Annotated in this window: 16 protein-coding genes; 8 read left to right on the forward strand and 8 right to left on the reverse strand. The window is 73.3% G+C overall.

The window, feature by feature from the left end; translation table 11 throughout:
* Window positions 1-5: 5 nt before the first annotated feature.
* Together ACWD4A_RS09350 and ACWD4A_RS09355 are read right to left on the reverse strand one after the other, a co-directional pair.
* On the reverse strand, window positions 6-431 hold the full coding sequence (locus ACWD4A_RS09350; RefSeq protein WP_451191477.1) for a VOC family protein: 426 nt from the start codon (window positions 429-431) through the stop codon (window positions 6-8).
* A gap of 3 nt (window positions 432-434) precedes the next feature.
* Window positions 435-1,952 (reverse strand): MFS transporter, encoded by a 1,518-nt coding sequence (locus ACWD4A_RS09355; RefSeq protein ID WP_451191478.1) that lies wholly within the window; start codon window positions 1,950-1,952, stop codon window positions 435-437.
* 103 nt (window positions 1,953-2,055) lie between these two features.
* On the opposite strand from ACWD4A_RS09355, the gene ACWD4A_RS09360 reads away from it, so the two are divergent.
* Window positions 2,056-2,760 carry a TetR/AcrR family transcriptional regulator gene (locus ACWD4A_RS09360; RefSeq protein ID WP_451191480.1) on the forward strand — a complete coding sequence of 235 codons (705 nt, stop codon included), beginning with the start codon at window positions 2,056-2,058 and terminating at the stop codon, window positions 2,758-2,760.
* A 450-nt stretch (window positions 2,761-3,210) separates the two neighbouring features.
* On the forward strand, window positions 3,211-4,503 hold the full coding sequence (locus ACWD4A_RS09365) for a M64 family metallopeptidase (protein WP_451191482.1): 1,293 nt from the start codon (window positions 3,211-3,213) through the stop codon (window positions 4,501-4,503).
* A 79-nt stretch (window positions 4,504-4,582) separates the two neighbouring features.
* Here ACWD4A_RS09365 and ACWD4A_RS09370 read toward each other — a convergent pair whose 3' ends face one another.
* Window positions 4,583-5,920 carry an alpha/beta fold hydrolase gene (locus tag ACWD4A_RS09370; protein WP_451191484.1) on the reverse strand — a complete coding sequence of 446 codons (1,338 nt, stop codon included), beginning with the start codon at window positions 5,918-5,920 and terminating at the stop codon, window positions 4,583-4,585.
* Between the two features lie 147 nt (window positions 5,921-6,067).
* Between ACWD4A_RS09370 and ACWD4A_RS09375 the strand changes: the two genes are divergently transcribed.
* From ACWD4A_RS09375 to ACWD4A_RS09385, 3 genes are all read left to right on the forward strand, one after another.
* Window positions 6,068-7,441, forward strand: coding sequence for a helix-turn-helix domain-containing protein (locus ACWD4A_RS09375; protein ID WP_451191485.1), 1,374 nt, complete (start codon window positions 6,068-6,070; stop codon window positions 7,439-7,441).
* Between the two features lie 324 nt (window positions 7,442-7,765).
* Window positions 7,766-8,473 carry a response regulator gene (locus tag ACWD4A_RS09380; protein WP_451191486.1) on the forward strand — a complete coding sequence of 236 codons (708 nt, stop codon included), beginning with the start codon at window positions 7,766-7,768 and terminating at the stop codon, window positions 8,471-8,473.
* On the forward strand, window positions 8,473-9,615 hold the full coding sequence (locus ACWD4A_RS09385; protein WP_451191572.1) for a sensor histidine kinase: 1,143 nt from the start codon (window positions 8,473-8,475) through the stop codon (window positions 9,613-9,615). Before ACWD4A_RS09380 ends, ACWD4A_RS09385 begins: the two co-directional genes overlap by 1 nt.
* Window positions 9,616-9,626: 11 nt before the next feature.
* On the opposite strand, the gene ACWD4A_RS09390 is transcribed toward ACWD4A_RS09385, so the two are convergent.
* Complete coding sequence (locus tag ACWD4A_RS09390) at window positions 9,627-9,995, reverse strand: STAS domain-containing protein (RefSeq protein WP_451191488.1); 369 nt, start codon at window positions 9,993-9,995, stop codon at window positions 9,627-9,629.
* Window positions 9,996-10,429: 434 nt separating this feature from the next.
* Here ACWD4A_RS09390 and ACWD4A_RS09395 point away from each other — a divergent pair, with 434 nt between their 5' ends.
* Both ACWD4A_RS09395 and ACWD4A_RS09400 read left to right on the forward strand, forming a co-directional pair.
* Window positions 10,430-10,990 (forward strand): sigma-70 family RNA polymerase sigma factor, encoded by a 561-nt coding sequence (locus ACWD4A_RS09395; protein ID WP_451191489.1) that lies wholly within the window; start codon window positions 10,430-10,432, stop codon window positions 10,988-10,990.
* A complete protein-coding gene (locus tag ACWD4A_RS09400; protein WP_451191491.1) occupies window positions 10,987-12,105 on the forward strand; it encodes a zf-HC2 domain-containing protein in 1,119 nt (372 codons plus the stop codon). Before ACWD4A_RS09395 ends, ACWD4A_RS09400 begins: the two co-directional genes overlap by 4 nt.
* Window positions 12,106-12,126: 21 nt before the next feature.
* Here the strand turns inward: ACWD4A_RS09400 and purU are convergent, their stop codons facing one another.
* From purU to ACWD4A_RS09415, 3 genes are all read right to left on the reverse strand, one after another.
* Window positions 12,127-13,008, reverse strand: a complete 882-nt coding sequence (gene purU / locus ACWD4A_RS09405; protein WP_451191492.1) for a formyltetrahydrofolate deformylase — start codon at window positions 13,006-13,008, stop codon at window positions 12,127-12,129.
* A 97-nt stretch (window positions 13,009-13,105) separates the two neighbouring features.
* On the reverse strand, window positions 13,106-13,552 hold the full coding sequence (locus ACWD4A_RS09410; protein WP_451191575.1) for an SCO4402 family protein: 447 nt from the start codon (window positions 13,550-13,552) through the stop codon (window positions 13,106-13,108).
* Window positions 13,553-14,396: 844 nt separating this feature from the next.
* Complete coding sequence (locus tag ACWD4A_RS09415) at window positions 14,397-15,971, reverse strand: hypothetical protein (protein WP_451191494.1); 1,575 nt, start codon at window positions 15,969-15,971, stop codon at window positions 14,397-14,399.
* Window positions 15,972-16,875: 904 nt separating this feature from the next.
* Between ACWD4A_RS09415 and ACWD4A_RS09420 the strand changes: the two genes are divergently transcribed.
* The gene (locus tag ACWD4A_RS09420) at window positions 16,876-17,178 is read left to right on the forward strand and encodes a hypothetical protein (RefSeq protein ID WP_451191496.1); all 303 of its coding nucleotides are present in this window, start codon (window positions 16,876-16,878) and stop codon (window positions 17,176-17,178) included.
* Between the two features lie 190 nt (window positions 17,179-17,368).
* Here the strand turns inward: ACWD4A_RS09420 and ACWD4A_RS09425 are convergent, their stop codons facing one another.
* Window positions 17,369-18,748, reverse strand: a complete 1,380-nt coding sequence (locus tag ACWD4A_RS09425; RefSeq protein ID WP_451191498.1) for a transcriptional regulator — start codon at window positions 18,746-18,748, stop codon at window positions 17,369-17,371.
* Window positions 18,749-19,026 lie beyond the last annotated feature (278 nt).

Raw genomic sequence — 19,026 nt, forward strand, 5'->3', positions numbered from 1 at the left:
GTGGTTCAGAGCCAGGTGGGGTGCTTCATCCCACTGGCCGGGATCTCGGCGTAGGGGGTGGTGATGAACTCGACGGCACAGGTGCCTCCGGGGTCCAGGGTGTAGACGCCGCGGCCGCCGTAGTTGTGGTTGATCTCGCCCTCGCGGCTCATCGCGGGGTCGGCCCAGTAGGACAGGCCCTGTTCCTGGATCCGGCCGAAGATGGCGTCGAACTCGGCGTCGGTCACCAGGTAGGCGAGGTGGCTTCCGTTGATGTTGTCCGCGGGCACCAGGTCGTCGGCGAAGTCGATGCCGACGCCGTTGGAGCTGGTGATCTGGGTGAAGGGGCCCCAGTCCACGGGCGGCGCGGTGGCCATCAGGCCGGCGACGAAGGCGGCGCTCGCGTGGCGGTCCTTCACGTGCACGATGATGTGGTTCAACTCATTGGGCATGGTTCAACCTTCCTTCTTGTGGTGGCTCCGCGCATTCTGCCGGGGCACGGCGAGCGCCCCGAGAGCGGCGCAGGCCGTGAACGCCGCGGCGATGAGCAGGGCCCTGCCGTATCCAGCGGCCAGCGCCGACTGGACGTCATGGGGGTGACCGGCCAGCCGACTTGCCGTCACATGCGAGGCGACCGTGGCCAGGAGCGCGAGTCCGAGCGCGCCGCCGACCTGCCGGGAGGTGTTGACGAGGCCCGAGGCGAGTCCGGCCTCGGCGCGGGCGGTGCCGCTGGTCGCGGCGACGGTGGCGGGCATCATGGCGAGGCCAGCGCCGAAGGTGGCCAGGACGAACGGTGCGAGCACGTCGGCCGCGTAGCTTCCGTCGGCGCCGATCCGGGAGAGCCAGACGAAGCCGACGGTGCTGAGCGCCATGCCAGTGACCAGCAGCGGGCGCGGGCCGGTCCGGGGGACGAGCCGGGTGGCGAGCTGCGCGCCCGCGATGATGGAGAGCGAGCCGGGCAGGAAGCACAGGCCCGCTTCGACCGCGCTGTAGTCCAGGATCTGCTGGAAGTAGAGCGACAGCAGGAACCACATGGCGAAGGTGGCCGCGCCCATCCCGAGCACGACGAGGTTGGCGGTGGCCAGGCTGCGGCGGCGCAGGATGCCGAGCGGCACGAGCGGGTGGGCGACCTTCGCCTCGACGGCGAGGAAGGCCAGGAGCAGCAGCACACCGGCGGCGAGCGGCACCCACACCGCCGGGGAGCCCCAGCCGTGGGTCTCGGTGGAGATGATCCCGTAGACGAGCGCGGTCAGGCCCGCGGTCACGGACACGGCGCCGGGGAGGTCGAGGCGGCGCAGCCCGCCCCGCCCGGCGGCGGTGGCCGGCACGTACCCCAGGGCCGCGGCCAGCAGGGCGACGCCGATGGGCACGTTGACGAACAGCACCCAGCGCCAGCCCGCGTACTCGGTGAGCACGCCGCCGATGACCGCGCCCGCGGCACCGCCGGCCGCCATGACGGCGCTCCACGCGCCCATCGCGCGGGTACGGGCCGCGGGCTCGGTGAACGTCGTCATGATCAGGGTGAGGGTGGCGGGGGCGAGCACCGCGCCGCCGACGCCCTGCACGGCGCGGGCGGCGATCAGCAGGGTGCCGTCGGTGGCGAGACCCCCGGCGAGGGAGGCCGCGGTGAAGGCGGCGAGCCCGGCCAGGAAGGCGCGCTTGGTGCCGACGAGGTCGGCCGCGCGGCCGCCGAGCAGCAGCAGTCCGGCGAAGCCGAGCGTGTAGGCGTTGACGATCCACTGCTGGCCCGCGCCGCTGAGGTGGAGTTCGGCGCGTATGGACGGGAGCGCCACGTTCACGATCGACACGTCGAGGATGACCATGAACTGGGCCGCGCAGGCGATGAACAGGACGGCCGCGGCGGACCGGGGGGCTCTGCCGGACGGGCCGGGGGCCGGGGTCGCGGAGGAGGGCCGTACGGGCGTCCGGGCCGGCGCCGGGGCCGGAATCGGTGGGGCTGAGCGATCAGGCATGGCGTGGACGTCCTCACGAGCGTTTCGGCGGCACCCTAAAATTAGAGCTGCTCTAAAAATGTAGCACCTCTATTTTTTATTCCCGGGGACGTATCCTGAGCCCATGACCACGCACGCCTCCGTCGACCCTCTGACCCCTGTGGCCGCATCGCCTGCGACCGGGATACGCGGTCGCAAACGGGAGCGCACGCGACAGGCGATCGCCGAAGCGGCCTTCCGCCTCTTCGCCGAGGAGGGTTTCGACGCCGTCACCCTCACCCGGATCGCCGCCGAGGCGGACGTGGCGCCGGCCACCGTCTTCACGCACTACGCCTCGAAGGAGGACATCTTCTTCGGCCGCCGCGAGGAGTTCGACGCCCAGCTGTGGGAGGCCGTACGGGACGCACCGGCCGGCACCGGGTTCGTCGACAGGCTGCGCCGGTCCTGCCTGGCCGCCTGCGAACTGGCCCTGAACAGCGAGGAGTCCATCGCGCAGGGCCGCGTCTTCTCGCGCGTGCTGCTCGGCAGCCCCGCGCTGGAGCGCAGCTATCTGCCCTTCACACAGCGGCGGCAGGAGCGGCTCCTGGACCTCCTCGTCGCACAGGCCGGCGCCCGGGTACGGGAGGAGCCGGGGCTCCACGCGGAGCTGGCGGTGTTCGCTTCATTCGCTGTCGCGACGCGGCAACTGGTCTTCGACGTCCTCCATGAGAAGCTCGCGGCGGGCGAACCGGCGGCACGCATCCGCGAGGCGTTCACGGACACCCTCGACCGCGCGTGCGCGCGGCTGGAGCGGGCCTATTCGGGGTCGGACGTATTCGACGCGGGCTGACCGACCGCGGGCTCCCGCCCGCACTCCCACGGTCACACCGCGGCCCGGTTCGCACGGGGCTCCGCCCCGGACCCCGCACCACGCTCCGCGCGGTGTCCTCAAACGCCGGACGGGCTGAATTGCGCGGACCGTGGCAGCGAATGCGCGGGCCGGACCCGCAGACTCATGGCCTCGGCCGGCAAAACCAGCCCGTCCTGGGGGCACCTCCCAGCGGTAGCTGGGGGAGCTTGAGGACGCGGCCGCAGGCCGCCCCCGCCGCAGACGGCAGACGGCAGACGGCAGACGGCAGACGGCAGAGCACCTTGGCCCCGGCCCGGCCAGGGCCCCGCCGACCAGGGAAATCCCCCTCGGCCATTGCCCGTCGTCTCCCCAAGCCCTACGTTGAGCCGCGCCTCAACTGGACTTGACTCGCCGCTTAACAAGAGCCGCGAGGACTCGGGAGGACCCCCCATGCACAGACGAATATCCCTCGCGCTCAGCGCGACCCTGACGGCGGCGCTGGCCGCCGCGACCGCGCCCGCGGCCTTCGGCGACACACCGCCGGGGAGCCAACGGACGCAGCACGTCGAGTACTTCACCGGCCCCGACGGCCACCCCCGCCACACCACCGTCCCCGCGTCCCCCACGCCACCGCACGCCCTGCGGCCCTCCGTCCGCGGTGACGGCGATGTGACCCCGATCGTGCGGAACGGCCCGGTCGCCGACAAGTTGGACGTCGTGTTCATCGGCGACGGCTACACGGCGGGCCAGCAGGGCGACTTCCACGCGGCCGTCCGCGCCAAGTGGGCGAAGATGTCCGCCGTCGAGCCCTACGCCTCGTACCGGAATCTCTTCAACGTGTGGGCCGTCGACGCCGTCTCCCGCGAGTCGGGCGTCTCCGGGGACCCGGGCAAGGAGGTCACCAAGGACACCGCCCTGCACTCCGGCTTCTTCTGCGACGGCATCGAGCGGCTGCTCTGCGTCGACACCGGCAGGGTCGAGTCGTACGCGGCCCAGGCGCCCGCCGCCGACCTCGTCGTGGTCCTCGCCAACTCCACCAAGTACGGCGGCGCGGGCTACAACGACATCGTCTCCAAGGTCGGTTACGACGGCATCGCCACCGCCTCCTCGGACCACGCCAAGTCCGACCAGATCGCCGTCCACGAGACCGGCCACTCCCTCGGGAAGCTCGCCGACGAGTACCAGTACGACGAGTACGGCACCTACACCGGCGCCGAACCGGGCCAGGCCAACATCACCGAGCTGACCGCCGCCGAGATGACCGCCCAACGGCAGAAGTGGTACCGCTGGATCGGCCGGACCTCGCCGGACGGCGGGACGGTCGGCGCGTACGAGGGCGGCGGCTACTACCCCAAGGGGCTCTTCCGCCCCACCGACAACTCGATCATGCGGACCCTGGGGCGCGAGTTCAATCTGCCCGGCAGGGAGGCGATGATCGCGGGCTTCTACCGGCACGCGAAGGCGCTGACGAGCGACCGCCGCACGGACGCCGAGGTCGGCCGGAGCGAGCGGATCGCGGTCCGGCCGCCCGCCGACAGCGTGGTGGTGCGGTGGTACGTCGACGGGCGCGAGGTCCAGGACGCGCGCGGCCGGGTCTCGGTCACGCCCCGCTCGCTCGGCGTCCCGGCGGACGGCCACCCGCACCGGGTGACGGCGAAGGCGGCCGACACGACGCCGGCGGTACGGGACCCGGAGCTGCGGGACCGCATGCGGACCTCGCTGACCTGGCAAACGGCACGCTGACCCGGCACTGACGGAAGCGCCCCCGCGCGCACCCCCGCGCCCCCGCGCGCCCCCGCGCGCCCCCCCGCACCCCCTCGCGTCACGCCTCGTCGCGTACCAGGCGCAGCAAGTGGTCCAGCACCGCTCCCCCGCCCGCCCGTACCCCGTCGTGCTCGTACTCGTTCGTCACCCACGTGCGCAGGCCGCGGATGGTCCGCGCGGTCCGCAGTGAGTGTTCCGTGTCGACGTAGAGGTCGTCGTGGTAGACGGCGGCTGCGACGGGGACGGTGTTGCGGGCGAGCCGTTCCGGGTCGTACAGGCGCGGCCAGCCCTTGCGCTCGGCGAGGAGTTCGGCGGTGTGGCGCAGGGGGCGCAGGGCCGGGTGGGTGCGGAGCATCCAGGGGTGGACGGTCTCGCCGGTGAAGAGGAAGCGCGCGCCGGGCTCGAAGTGGCGGTCGAACTGGGGGAATTCGGCCCGTACGCGTTCGGCGGACCAGTGCGTCGCCTGCCCGTCCTGGGCATAAATGGCCTCATGGAGGATCGCGTAGAGCGGGCAGTGGGCGCGGGAGAGCACCGTGGCGACCGCCTCGGCGAACGCGTCGGACAGCCGCGGGCCCGCGACGGTGTCCACGAAGGCGTCCTCCAGGAGGTAGTGCAGCCGGTGCGAGCCGTCGCCGGTGCCGAGGAGGATGCCGAGCTGCTGGAAGGCCTCGACGGAGAGCAGCGTGCCGTCGGGGAGCACCTCCTCGCGGGTGGCGAGGTGGGCGGCGATGCGCCGGGCCGCCTCCTCGTCGCCGGGGTAACGCGCGTAGTGGGCGAGGGTCTTGTGCTCCATGCGGGGGTAGGCGGCGCGGTAGACGGTGTCCGCGTCGGCGTCGAGCGAGGGCAGGCCGCCGGTGATGAGCACCTCCGTCAGCCCTTCGGGTGCGTACGAGAGGTAGGTGACGGCGCAGAAGCCGCCGAAGCTCTGTCCGAGGACGGTCCAGGGGCGGCCGCCGGTGAGCCGGGCGCGGATCAGCTCGCAGTCGCGGACGATGGAGTCGGCCCGGAAGTGGGCGAGGTAGTCGGCCTGTTGGGCGGGGGTGCCGCGGAGCGGGAGCGTCTGCCGGTCCGCGGGGGTGGAGCGTCCGGTTCCGCGCTGGTCGAGGAGGAGGACGCGGTAGTCCTCCAGGGCGCGGTCGAGCCAGTTCTCGCGGCCGACCGGGCGGCCCGCGGCGAAGCCGGGTCCGCCCTGGAGGTAGACCAGCCAGGGCAGGTCGTCGTGTTCGCGGCGGGTGGCGACGACCTCGCGGGCGTAGACCCGGATGGTCTCGCCGCCGGGCTCGGCGTGGTCGAGCGGCAGGTCGAAGTGGTGATCGGTGAGGACGAGGCCGGGCTGACGGAGGACCGTCCCGCCGGTGCTCGTCGTGACGGCCGCCTCGCCGACGGTCTCCGGCATGGTTTCCACCCTGGTGTGCGCGGGCCCGGCCTGATGTCGGACGGACATCGGACAGGCATCAGTAAGACATCGAACCGCCGTGGACGGGCCCGGACGGGTTTGACTCACGGCGTGCATCGCTCGGCGTCAACCTATCGAGGGGCGGCAGTGGCGGAGAACAGCACCCACGGCACACGGGCGGACGAGCCCGCCGACATAGGCCGGCGCGTGCTGCGGCTGCGTACGGAGAAGGGCCTCACGCAGCGGCAGCTGGCGGAGCCCGCCTACACGGCCGCGTATGTGTCCACCCTGGAGGCCGGGCGGGTGCGCCCCTCGGAGAACGCCCTGCGCCACCTCGCGGAGCGTCTCGGCACCACGGTGGAGGAGCTCGCCACGGGCCGCCCGCCGCATCTGGCGACGGGGCTGCGGATGCGGCTGACGGACGCCCGCCGGACGCTGGCCACGGGGGCGGCGGAGGACGCCGCCGCGCTGTTCCGGGCGCTGCGGGACGAGGCCGCCGGGCTGGAGCTGGTGTCCGAGCAGGCGGCCGCGCTGCTCGGGCTCGGGGACTGCGCCCTGGAGACGGGCGATCTCGTGGCGGCCCGCGAGCACTTCGCCGCGGCGGAGCAGCTCCTGGCGGACGAGCCGCTGCCGCGCCGCGTCCCCGCGCTCCGGGGGCGCGCCACCGCCCACCTGCTCGCGGGGGAACTGCGTTATGCCTGCTATCTGCTGGAGACCGCGGTCGATGAACTGAACGCGTCGGGGATGCACGACCCGGACGCGCTGCTGCTGCTCTACACGGCGTCCATCGCGCCCTATATGGACATGGGGGCGCATGTACGGGCCGCGCACGCCGCGGAGCTGGCGCTGGCGCTCGCGCCCCAGGTGGACGATCCGGCGCTCGTCGCGAGGATGCACCGGGGGGTGGCCCGTACGCTCATCGCCGAGGGGCGCATCGCCGAGGCCGACGCGTCCCTGGCCAAGGCGCAGGAGCTCTACCGGCAGCTGCAGATCCGTACGGAACTGGCCCACTGCCACTGGATGCGCGGCTATGTCCGCGCGCAGGACGGCGATCTGGAAGGCGCGGAGAGCGAGTTGCGCACGGCCCGGGACATGCTGGCGTCCAAACGGGCCGCGCTGTTCACCGTGCAGGTGGAGGTGGAGCTGGCGGACGTGCTCCGGCGGCGCGGCAAGACGGACGAGGCGGAGCGGCTGCTGCGGCCGCTGCTGGCGCCCTCCGCGCTGGGTGCCGAGCGCGGTGCGGTCCACGCGGGCGGTGCGCACCGGCTGCTGGGCCTGATCGCGGAGGAACGCGGCGAGAACGAGACGGCGGAGGAGCACTACTGCTCGGCGCTGTCGCTGCTGGAACGGACGGGGGCGGCCGGCGATCTCGCGGACCTGTGCCGGCTGCTGGGGGACCTGCTGCGGCGCACCGGACGGATCGAGGCGGCGCTGGACGCGTACCGCACGGGGCTCGGGCACCGCGCGGCTCCGGGCACCACGACGCTGGGGCCCGCCCCGAAGGAACCGCCGTCGTTCTGACGCGCCGGACCTCGCCACGGACCCGGCCGGACCTCGCCACGGGCCCCGCCGGGCGGGGCCCCTCCGTGGAAGAAGCCGTCGCTTGTGGGGGACGCGGCGGAGTCCGCCACGGAGGGGCGGCACCAGGACTGTGCCCTGCCCGCGCCCCGCGCGCCATCCGTCCTGAGTCCGAAGCGACCCCCTCCGGTCGGCGGGGGTGCGTCATGGAGCGGACAAACCAGCGAGTGGAGCCTTACGCTCCGTTTCTATCCGCCTCTGTCGGGGCGGTGCGGCAGTCTGGAGACCCTCCGGACGGCAGAAGCGGACAGGAAGAGGTAGCGGTCGGTGATCCGTGTTGCGGTGGTGGACGACGAGCAGCTCGTCCGGTCCGGGCTGCGGATGATCCTGGGCACGGCCCCGGACATCGAGGTCGTCGCGGACTGCGGCGGGGGCGAAGCCGTGGACACCGTGCTCGGCTCCGCCCCGGACGTCGTCCTGCTCGACATCCGGATGCCGGACGTCGACGGGCTGACCGTCCTGCGCGCCCTGCGCGAGCTGCCCCGGCCGCCCGCCGTCGCCATGCTCACCACCTTCGACGCCAACGAGTACCTCGCCGCCGCACTGCGCGGCGGGGCCACCGGCTTCCTGCTGAAGGACACGGACCCGGAGCAGCTCGTCCAGGCGGTGCGGACGCTCGCGGCCGGGGGCAGCGTCCTCGACCCCGGGGTGACGCGGGCGGTCATCGGCGGCTATCTCGCCGCGGAGGCGGAGTCGACGGCCGCGCGGGCGGTGGCCGCGCTGACCCCGCGCGAGCGCGAGGTCCTCGGCCACCTGGGCGCGGGCCTGGCCAACCCGCAGATCGCCGAACGCATGGGCCTGGCCCCCAGCACCGTCAAGGACCACGTGCGCGCCGTCCTCGGCAAGCTGGGCGGCCTCAACCGGGTGCAGGCCGCGATCATCGCCGACCGCGCCGGGCTGGTCGCGACGCCCCGGCCGGCGGGCGGCCGGCCCGGGGGCCCGCCCGGCGGGCCCGCCCAGGGCGGCCCGCAGTGATCCGGCGCGCCCGCAGGGCGCTCACGGGCCGGGTGCCGTCCCGGGTGCGGGACGGCGCGCCGGTCGTCGTGCCCGCGCTGCTGGCCGCGGTGGACGCGCTGCTCGTCAACGGGGCCGGGCTGGGCACCGGCATGGGGGTGTCGCTGCTCGCGGCGGCGGCGCTGCTGTGGCGGCGCAGGTTCCCCGTGCTCGTCTTCCTGGTCACGCTGCCGGGCATCTACATCGGCTACATCTGGTTCGCGCCGATGATCGCGCTCTACACGGTGGCCACGCTCCGCACCGACAGGCGCCTGCTGGGCGCGATGGCACTGCTGCTGACCACCGCGCACTTCCTGCCGTACCCCCTCTCCGATTTCTCCCTGGAGGACCGCCGCGAGAACGCGCTGCTGTTCGTCGACGCCCTCGCCACCGCGGCGGCCCCCGTCGCCTTCGGGCTGCTCGCCCGCACCCGCCGCGAACTCGCCGCCCGGCTCGACGAATTGACCCGCAGCCGCGCCCGCGAGGACCGGCTCCTCGCCGACCAGGTGCTGGCCACGGAACGCGCCCGGCTCGCCCGGGAGATGCACGACGTCGTCGCCCACCAGGTCAGCCTGATCAGCCTCCAGGCGGGCGCCGTGCAGATCAGCACCCAGGACGAGCGGGCGCGCGAAGGGGCCACGAAGATCCGTGAACTGTCCGTGCGCACCCTGGAGGAACTCCGGCACATGGTGGGCATCCTGCGTGCCGCCGGCGCGGACACCGAGGAGCTCACCCCGCAGCCGAGCCTCGCCGACCTGCCGCGGCTGATCGGCCTGTGCGCCATGGACGTCGCGTACGAGAGCACATGCGACCCGGCGGCGGAGCGCTCGGAGCCCGTGGAGCGCGCGGCGTTCCGCACCGTGCAGGAGGCACTGACCAACGCCCGCAAGCACGCGCCCGGCGCGCGCGTGAGCGTGCGCGTGGCGGAGACGGCGGCCGGGCTGCTGGTCGAGGTCCGCAACGGGCCGCCGGACGCGGCGGCACCGGCCCCGGGTCTGCCCGGCGGCGGTCACGGCCTGGTGGGCCTGCGCGAGCGCGCGCAGAGCCTGGGGGGAACGCTCACCGCCCACGGCACGGACGACGGCGGCTTCGTCGTACGGGCGGAACTTCCCCTGGAAGGGTGAACCGTCCGGCGCTACGCGGACAGCGGCTTCTCGTGGGTGGCCGTCGCCAGGTCGGGATAGATGTCGAACAGCCGCCGCACCCCGAGTGCCGCGAGCACCCTGTTGACGTGCGAGCCGTCCGGGCCGCCCTGCGCCGGCAGGATGAGTCTCAGCCGCCCCTGACAGGAGCGCATCAAGCGGCGGGCGGCGATCAGCACGCCGACGCCGCTGGAGTCGCAGAAGCGCACTTCCGCGAGATCGAGCACCAGGCTCCGGCGCCCTTCCGCGACCGCGTCGTGCACGCGTTGCCGGACCACCGGCGACGTCACCAGGTCCATCTCGCCGGAGACAAGGAGGACTGCCCAGTCCCCCCGCTCGGCGTCCTTCACCTTCAGCGTCACGCGCTCGAAGCCCCTTCGCTCGGTCCCTCGTTCACCGGAACGGACCCTTCCGCGGTTGCGGGTGCCCGATCGCTCCCGCGTGAAACGCACAGCGGCAACCGGCCCTCATCGAGCCTATGCCCAGCTCGAACCCTCGATTCTCCTAGTTCCGGTCACACCCGCATAACACATCGGCACATTCGCGCACTCACGATCCATAACGATCGGACAATGGTGCGGAAAGTGACCGCGGCAATACCATCCGCACCCGATCACGGGGTGCGTTTGCCGCAAACGCGGCTGCGCTGTCAGACCCGGCGACTACATTCGGAAAGCATGTGACGCCGAGCACAAGCACGAGCGATCATCGGTACGTCGTACGCGCTTGCGGTATGCCGGTCCGGGGCACGCACGGCAGGGCGCACAGGACGCACAGGACGCACGGAGGGGGCGGCATGGCGGACGCACCACCCAAGTGGGACCGCAAGATGCAACAGCGGCTCGCGCACGGTGAGGCGGCCGCGCTCGGCGAGCTCTACGACCGTTTCGCCTCCCTCGTCCACTCCCAGGCCCACCGGGTGCTCGGCTGCGAGAGCGGCGCCGACCGCGTCACGCGCGAGGTCTTCGCCTACGTCTGGGAGCACCCCGGCGCCTTCGACCCGAAGCAGGGCTCCCTGCGCTCGTGGATGGCCGACCTCACCCACCACCGGGCCGTGGAGCGGCTACGGCAGTCGCAGGACGACGGGCGGAGCACCCCCGAGGAGATCGAGGAGAAGGTCGGCGCGGCCTCCGCCGCCGCCCGCGCCGACTACATCGCGACCTCCATGCCCGCCCCGCTGCGCGCCGCGCTGGACCTCGCCTACCGGCGCCGCCTCGACTACCGCCAGGCCGCCGCCCGCCTCGGCGTCACCGAGGACGAGGCCCGCCGCAGGCTGCGGCTCGGGCTGCAGTTGCTGTCCACCGCGCACCGCGGCCCCCGGACGGCATCCCCGCGCACCCACGGGAGCGTGCGATGAGCGAGGCGGCGCGGAGCCACGGGGTGCTCAAGTCCCTGCTCGGGGCCTGGGCCCTGGCCGCCTGTTCCGGCGCCGAGACGGCCGCCGTCGAGGAGCACCTGACCGACTGCGCCTCCTGCGCGGACGAGGCCGTACGGCTGCGGGACGCGGTCGCGCTGCTGCACCCGGAGGACAGCCTCGACCTCGACCCCAGGCTGCGCTCCCGGGTGCTCGCCTCCTGCCTGGGGCGGCGTCCCGCCCGCATCCCCGTGCCGGACTGGGCCGCGCCGTACGACGCGGAGACGGCGCGGCTCGACGCCCTGCTCCGCGACATCGGCGAGGCCGAGTGGCGGGCGCCGGTGCGGCTGCGGTGGTTCGACGGCGAGCGGTCCATGGCGCGGGACATCAGCGCGGCCGCGGTGATCGGCCACCTCCGGGCCGTCGACGGCCTGGTCGCCACCGGGCTCGGGCTGCCGGATCCGCTGGGGCCCGGGGCGGGAGAGGGCGGTTCGCCCGAGGAACGCACCGAGGCCCTCTGGGCGCGCGACCCCGACGGGCAGACGCCCGGCGCGGCGCACAGCGCCTGGCGCGAGCAGAGCACGGCGATGGTCCGGGGCGTGTCGTTCGCCGGTGGCGACGCGGCGGATCTGCCGGTGCCGTACGGCCCGTTCAGCCTGCCCCTGCGGGACTCCTTCGTCGACCGTGCCTTCGAGTGCTGGGTGCACGCCACGGACATCGCGGACGCCGTCGACTATCCCTACGACCCGCCCGCGCCCGGCCACCTCCGGCACATGGTGGGCCTGGCGGCCCGGATGCTCCCGGCGGCCCTGGCGGGGCGCCGTCGCGCCGGGCTCGCGCCGCCGGCCCGCACCCTGGTCGCGGCGGGCACCCCGGGCCGCGCGCTCCACCTGGAGGTCGAGGGCAGCGGCGGCGGCCACTGGTACATCCCGCTGGACTCCCCCGGCGCCCTCGCGTCGCCGGAGGGGACGGTGGCCCATGTGGCGCTCGACGGCATCGAGTTCTGCCGACTGGCCGCGGGCCACATACCCCCGGAGGACGCGGCCGTCGGCCGGAACGGCGACGGCCAGGCCATCCGCGACGTCCTCCTGGCGACCGCGTCCCTGTCCCGGCTGTGACGGCCGGGACAGGACCGGCCCCTAGGCGAAGACGACCGTCCGCCGGCCGTTGAGGAGGACGCGGTGCTCGCTGTGCCACTTCACGGCACGGGCCAGCGCCTGGCACTCCACGTCGCGGCCGATGGCGACCAGCTGGTCGGGGGTGACGCCGTGGCCGACCCGCTCGACCTCCTGCTCGATGATCGGGCCCTCGTCGAGGTCGGCCGTCACATAGTGCGCGGTGGCGCCGATCAGCTTCACACCGCGCGCGTGCGCCTGGTGGTACGGGCGGGCGCCCTTGAAACTCGGCAGGAAGGAGTGGTGAATGTTGATGATCCTGCCGGAGAGGACCTTGCAGAGGTCGTCGGAGAGGACCTGCATATAGCGGGCCAGCACGACCAGTTCGACGTTCTCCGCCTGGACGAGCTCCAGCAGACGCGCCTCGGCCTCCGCCTTGTTCTCCTTCGTCACCGGGATGTGGTGGAAGGGGACGCCGTACGAGCCGACCAGCTCGGCGAAGTCGGTGTGGTTGGAGACGACCGCCGCGATCTCGACCGGCAGGGCGCCGATCCGTGAGCGGAACAGCAGGTCGTTGAGGCAGTGCCCGAACTTGGACACCATCAGGACGATGCGCATCTTCTCGTCGGCCCGGTGGATCTGCCAGTCCATCCGGAAGCTGTCGCCGATCGCCGCGAAGCTGGCCCGCAGCTTCTCCAGCGTCACCGGGGCGTCCGCACCGAAGTGCACCCGCATGAAGAAGAGCCCGGTGTCACGGTCGCCGAACTGCTGGCTGTCCTCGATGTTGCAGCCGGTCATGAAGAGATAGCTGGACACCGCGTGCACGATGCCCTTCTTGTCCGGGCAGGAGAGAGTGAGGACGTACTGTTCCGGGGCCCCTTCGGTGGGGGACTGCGAGGCGTTCATAGCCCAATAGCGTCGCACATCCGGCGACCCCCTCCCGACCGCGCCGGCCGGCGGCCGCCTCAGCGGGCGCCGGTCGCCTCAGCGGGCGCCGGTCGCCTCAGCGGGCGCCGGTCGCCAGGGCCAGGACGTCCAGCGGGCGGGGCGGTACGTCCGGGTCGTCACCGTCGCTCGCCGCCAGCCGCACGTGGGCCTCGCGGGCCGCCCGTACGGCTTCCGGCCAGCCGTGGTGGTCCAGGTACGCGGAGACCGGGGCGTCGGGCCCGACCTGGTGCATGATCCGCAGCACCCGGAGCACGGCGACGTCGACGACGGCGGCCTCGGCGGAGTCCCGGAAGATCGTTCCGATGTACTTCTCGGCCGACCAGTTGTCCAGCCAGGTGTCCTCGACCAGGCGGTAGACGGCGTCGGTCACGTCCCCGAAGCCCTCGTGCCCGATGAGCCAGCGCTCCTGCTGGAAGACCGGGTCCGAGAGCATGTGCAGCGCGGAGCGCACGTTCGCGCGCCAGCGCCACCACGGCATGTCATTGAGCGGCATGCCGTCCATGGTGGTCGAGCGGCGGCCGCGGCGGGAAGACTTCTCGGAAGCTGCTTGCACGGTCTCGATCGTACGTTCCCCCTCTGCGTCCGCAGGCGGGGGTCTGACCGGTCGCCACCACCTCGCCCACCCGCCCGCCCGATCACCCGGAAGGGGTCCGCACCCCACCCCCTGCCGCCCACCCGCCGTCGGCGTCGCACGGCCGCGCCACCACGACACCCACCCGCCCACCCGATCACCCGGGAGAGGGTCGGCACCCCACCCCCCCGCCATCCACTCGCCATCGGCGTCACACGGCCGTCACCACAGCGCCCGCTCGCACAGCCGCGACCGGTCACGAGGCGTTCGCACCCCTCCATCTGCCACCCGTCGTTGGCGTCGCACGGCCACGCCACCACGACACCCACCCGCCCACCCGATCACCCGGGAGAGGGCTGGCACCCCACCCCCCGCCATCCACTCGCCATCGGCGTCACACGGCCGTCACCACAGCGCCCGCTCGATCGGTCACGAGGGGCCGCGCTTCTCCATCTGCCACCCGCCGTCGCCACGACACCGTCCGATTGCCCAGGAGGGGTGCCCCGATCGCCGTCGGCGTCGTGCGGCCGTCACCACGGCGGCCCCCTGCCCGCCCGGCTGATCGTTCGGAAGGGGAGCGTGGAGCCCGCCACCTGCCACCCACTCACCATCGCCGTCACAACGACGCCCGCCCGCCCGGCTGATCGTTCAGAAGGGGCCGAGCGCCCTCACCCTCTGCCGCCCGATTGCCGTCGGCGTCATGCGGCCGTCGCCGCAGCGCTCTCTCCGCCCGGCCAACGGTCCCGGAGGGGCTGCGCCATTACTCCGGCGAGGGCTAGAGCTGGGTCCACTTGTGGGGGGTCAGGTGGTACTTCTTCGCTATGGGGTTCCAGAGGTCGGCCGCCTTTTTCTTGGCTGCCGTGGCGTCGTCGCTCGCCTTGTCGGCCGCCGCGCCGTCCGCGGTCGGTTTGGGGTGGCCCTTGGTGCAGCCGCCCTTGGCGCCTGCCTGACCCGCCCACGTCGCGTAGTGGCTGTCCGCCGAGGAGGACGACTGCCACGCCTTCGTCAGCTGCGCCGACAGGTCGGCGTTGTTGGGAAGCTTGTCGATGGTCGTCTGCTGAAGGCGGGTCACCAGGCCGTCGCGCTGCTTCGCCGCGTCCCGGAGGTCGTTGGCCGACGTGTCGAGGTCCTTGCAGCTCCTGATCGAGTCGACGGCCTTGACGACGGCGTCACGGCTGTTGTTGCTGTCCTTCAGCAGCGCGTCCAGCGCCTTCGCCTGGGCGAGTGCCGGGTCGTCGGCCTTGGCCGACGGCTCCTTCTTCGCGTCCTCGGGCTGCTTCGCGTCCGTGCTGGGGGCCGTCGAACTCGCCGCGGTGTTCTGCTGGTCGCTCTTCTGGTCGCCGCCACCGCCGCTGAGCAGCGCGCCGGCGCCGAGCCCGGCCGCCGCGCAGGCCGCGACGACGATGCCGACGATCGCGGGGGTCGGCAGCTTCTTCCGGGACCGGGACGGTTCCTGGGGCTGAGGCTGTGGCGGCGGGCCCGCCTGGGGGCCGCGGGGCGGTGGCGCCTGCCGCCGCTGTCCGGGCTGCTGTCCGGGCTGCGCCCCCGGCTGCGCGAAGCCCTGCGTCTTCCGCTCGGCGGCCGCGCTGCTCTCACGGAACAACCCGTCGAATTCGGCCGGCGGCGGCCGCTCCCCCGACTGCGCGAAGGACGCACCGCCGGCCGGGGATATGTGCGGAAGCGCCGAAACCGGAGCCGGAGGCACCGGCGGCAGGTACTGCGTGGCGGCCTCGTCCCGTACGGACGGCCCGTCCGCCACCGGGGGCAGGTACTGCGTCGCGGGACCGTCCTGCACCGGCGGCAGGTACTGCGGGAGTTCCGTTCCGCCCGACTGCGGAGGCAGGAGCTGGGTGGCCTCGCCCGGCCCGCCCGCGGGCACGGGCGGCAGGTACTGCGTAGCGGCCTCGTCCCGTACGGACGGCCCGCCCGTCACCGGGGGTATGTACCGCGTCGCGTCCGTCGACGCGTACGGCGCGGGTGGCATCGGCGCGCCGGGGACGGGGCCGTTGCCGACAGGCGGCAGGTACTGGGTGGCGGCCGAAGCGGGGTCCGGCATTCCGGGGTCGGTGCCGTTGCCCAGCACCGGCGGCAGGTACTGGGTGGCCTCGGAGTCGCCCGGCTGCCGCCGGACACCGGGTGCGTGGGCGGGCGGGAGCGGTGCGCCGGGCGGGGCCTCCGGGGGGAGTGGCGCGCGCTGCGCGTCCGGACCCCAGGGCTGACCCCAGGGGCGGCCGGGGGCGGGCGCGTCGGCGGCCCACCGGTCGGCCTCCGGCTGAGCGGGCAGCACGACACCCTCGCGCGGTGGCTGCGCGGGAGGCCGCGGCGCGTTTCCCTGTCCGCTCTGCGTCACCGGGACTCCTCAAGCTGTAACGGGACTTTACGGAAGCGTCGGCTCACGCTACCGGGTCGCCGCGGCGCCGTGCCATGTGCTTCGGGTGGGGCACGGGTGCACGAGGTGAGAGCGAGTGTCCGCATCGGCCGGCAAAGACCCGTGTACCGCCGACGGCACGACACCAACGGCGGGCGGCAGATGGAGAGCAGACGGAGAAGCGCGAACCCCTCGTGACCGATCGGGTGGGCGAGCGGGCGCTGTGGTGACGGCCGTGCGATGCCGATGGCGATCGGGGCACCCCTCCTGGGCAATCGGACGGCGTCGTGGCGACGGCGGGTGGCAGATGGAGAAGCGCGAACCCCTCGTGACCGATCGAGCGGGCGCTGTGGTGGCGGCCGTGTGACGCCGATGGCGAGTGGATGGCGGGGGGTGGGGTGCCAGCCCTCTCCCGGGTGATCGGGCGGGCGGGTGGGTGTCGTGGTGGCGTGGCCGTGCGACGCCAACGACGGGTGGCAGATGGAGGGGTGCGAACGCCTCGTGACCGGTCGCGGCTGTGCGAGCGGGCGCTGTGGTGACGGCCGTGTGACGCCGATGGCGAGTGGATGACGGGGGGTGGGGTGCCGACCCTCTCCCGGGTGATCGGGCGGGCGGGTGGGTGTCGTGGTGGCGCGGCCGTGCGACGCCGACGGCGGGTGGGCGGCAGGGGGAGGGGTGCGGACCCCTTCCGGGTGATCGGGCGGGCGGGTGGGCGAGGTACGTACCGGGTACGCCCCCGGCACCAGGTCCGAGTCCGCTCTCCGTCGTACGGCCCCGGCCCCCGGAAGGCCGTCCGCCGGCTTGTCAAGCGGGCGTGCGCGCCTCTGCTCCGTGCCCTACGGTGCTCCCAAGTAACCAGGAAATCATGGGCAGAAGGAGGGGAAGAGTGGACGAGGAGGAAGACCGTCGGCTGCGGGCGATCGCACCGGAGATCTCGCACACCACGATCGGCCTGATGCGTACGGTCGTCGGCCTCGAACCGGCCGAGCGCGTGCCCGAGGAGGCCATGAAGGTCGCCGACGCGGTGCTCGCCAAGCACGGCACGGACGGGCTGCGCGTGCTCATCATGAGCCTGTCGGGCTGGATGGCGGTCGGCATCGAGAACGTCGCCCAACTCACCCACCAGACGCACGAGGCGGTCATCGACAGCATCGAACTGACCTGCCTGGAGGCCAACCCCGACGGCTGAGCCACCGCTGAGCCGTCACTGAGCCGCCGCGGCCGGGAGGGGTGGGGCCGCAAGGGAGGCCCCACCCCGGCACCGCACCGTGCCGCTCCCGAACGCCCGCACCCGCACGCGTCCCCAATGGCATCGCGCCCACTGGCCGCATCCGTTGAAATACGGGCACCCCACGACAAATCGCTCCCCCAGTGGCGGCCTACGCCGCCTGCACCTCCAGCCGCGCCCCGAACTCCCGTACCACCGGCTCCTCCCGGTAGGGCGCCAGCCGCTGCTGGAAGTCCTCCAGGTACTCCGCCCCCCTGTTGGAGCGCAGCGTTCCGAGCAGTTCCAGCGCCCGCGTGCCCGTGGCGCACGCCTCGTCCACGTCGCGCTGCTGCACCTGTGCCGTGGCCAGCAGCAGCATCCCGATGGCACGGCGGCGCACCCGCTCCTCCGGGTGGCCCGCGATGGCGTCCTCCGCCTGGCGGCGCGCCTGGTCGGCCTGGCCGAGGTCGCGGTGGCAGTGGGCGAGTTCGTCGGCGAGGTAGGCGTGGTCGAAGTGCCGGATCCACGCCGGGTCGTCACCGGTGCCATTCGCCTGTTCGAGGCTGTTCAGGGCCCGCCCGGCGGCGGCCTGGAAGGCCCGCGCGTCGCCCATGAGCGCGTGCCCGCGGGCCTCGGCGGCGCAGAACATCGCCTCGGCGCGCGGGGTGACCTGGCCCCGCGCCCCTTCCTGCGCGGCCTTGGCGAGTTGGGCGATCTCGCGCGGGTTGCCGAGGGACGCGGCGAGGTGGCTCATCCCGGCGGCCAGCACATAGCCGCCGTAGCCGCGGTCCCCGGCGGCCTGCGCGAGCCGCAGGGCCTGGATGTAGTAGCGCTGCGCGAGCCCCGGCTGGCCCGTGTCGACGGCCATGTACCCGGCGAGCTCCGTCAACCGGGCGACGGCGGCGAAGAGTTCCCGTCCGACGGATTCCCGGTACGAGCCGGCGAGCAGCCCGGAGACGACGCTGTTGAGGTAGTGGACGACGACGGGCCGTACGTGCCCGCTGCCGTAGCGGTGGTCGAGCTCGACCAGGGCATCGGTGGTGGCCCGCACGGCGTCGACGTCGGAGGAGCCGACGCGGGCGCCCGCGTTCCGCGCGACCTGGGGGTCGGCGCCGGTGATCAGCCAGTCGCGGCTGGGTTCCACCAGCGCGGAGGACGCCACGGAGGTCCCGCTGAGGAAATCCCTCCGGCCGACGTCGCTGCGCCACAGTTCGCAGACCTGCTCGATGGCCCCGAGCACGGTCGGGGAGAACTGGAGACCGACGCCGGAGGCGAGGTTCTTGCCGTTGGCCATGCCGATCTCGTCGATGGTGACCGTGCGTCCGAGCTTGCGGCCGAGCGCCTCGGCGATGATGCCCGGCGCGCGGCCGCGGGGTTGCTGGCCACGGAGCCAGCGTGCTACGGACGTCTTGTCGTAGCGAAGGTCGAGGCCGTGCTCGGCACCGCACATGTTGACGCGGCGCGCCAGTCCGGCGTTGGAGCAGGCGGCTTCCTGGATGAGTGCTTGCAACCGTTCGTTCGGCTGCCGCGCCACGAGTGGCCGTGCGGCCATGCTGTACCCCCTGGGACTGCTAAGCGTTCGCGGCCTGCGCCGCGAGTTGCGGAGAAGCTGAGGCAGTTGAGAGCGCCTTCCCCTGTGATCTTTGCCCCCTGAATGTCCGGAGAATGCGGACTTAACGGTAATGACAGCAAAGGCGGTAATGGCCAAACAATGACTGTCTCGCCCTATCGCCTGGCAGTGGCTACCCAGCCTCGGCGGGGAACCCGCACCTGCGCCCCCGTACATGCATCCGTGCGCCCCGTGTGCATATCCGACCGCGACGGACAAGC

The organism is Streptomyces sp. NPDC002537, from assembly GCF_053594975.1.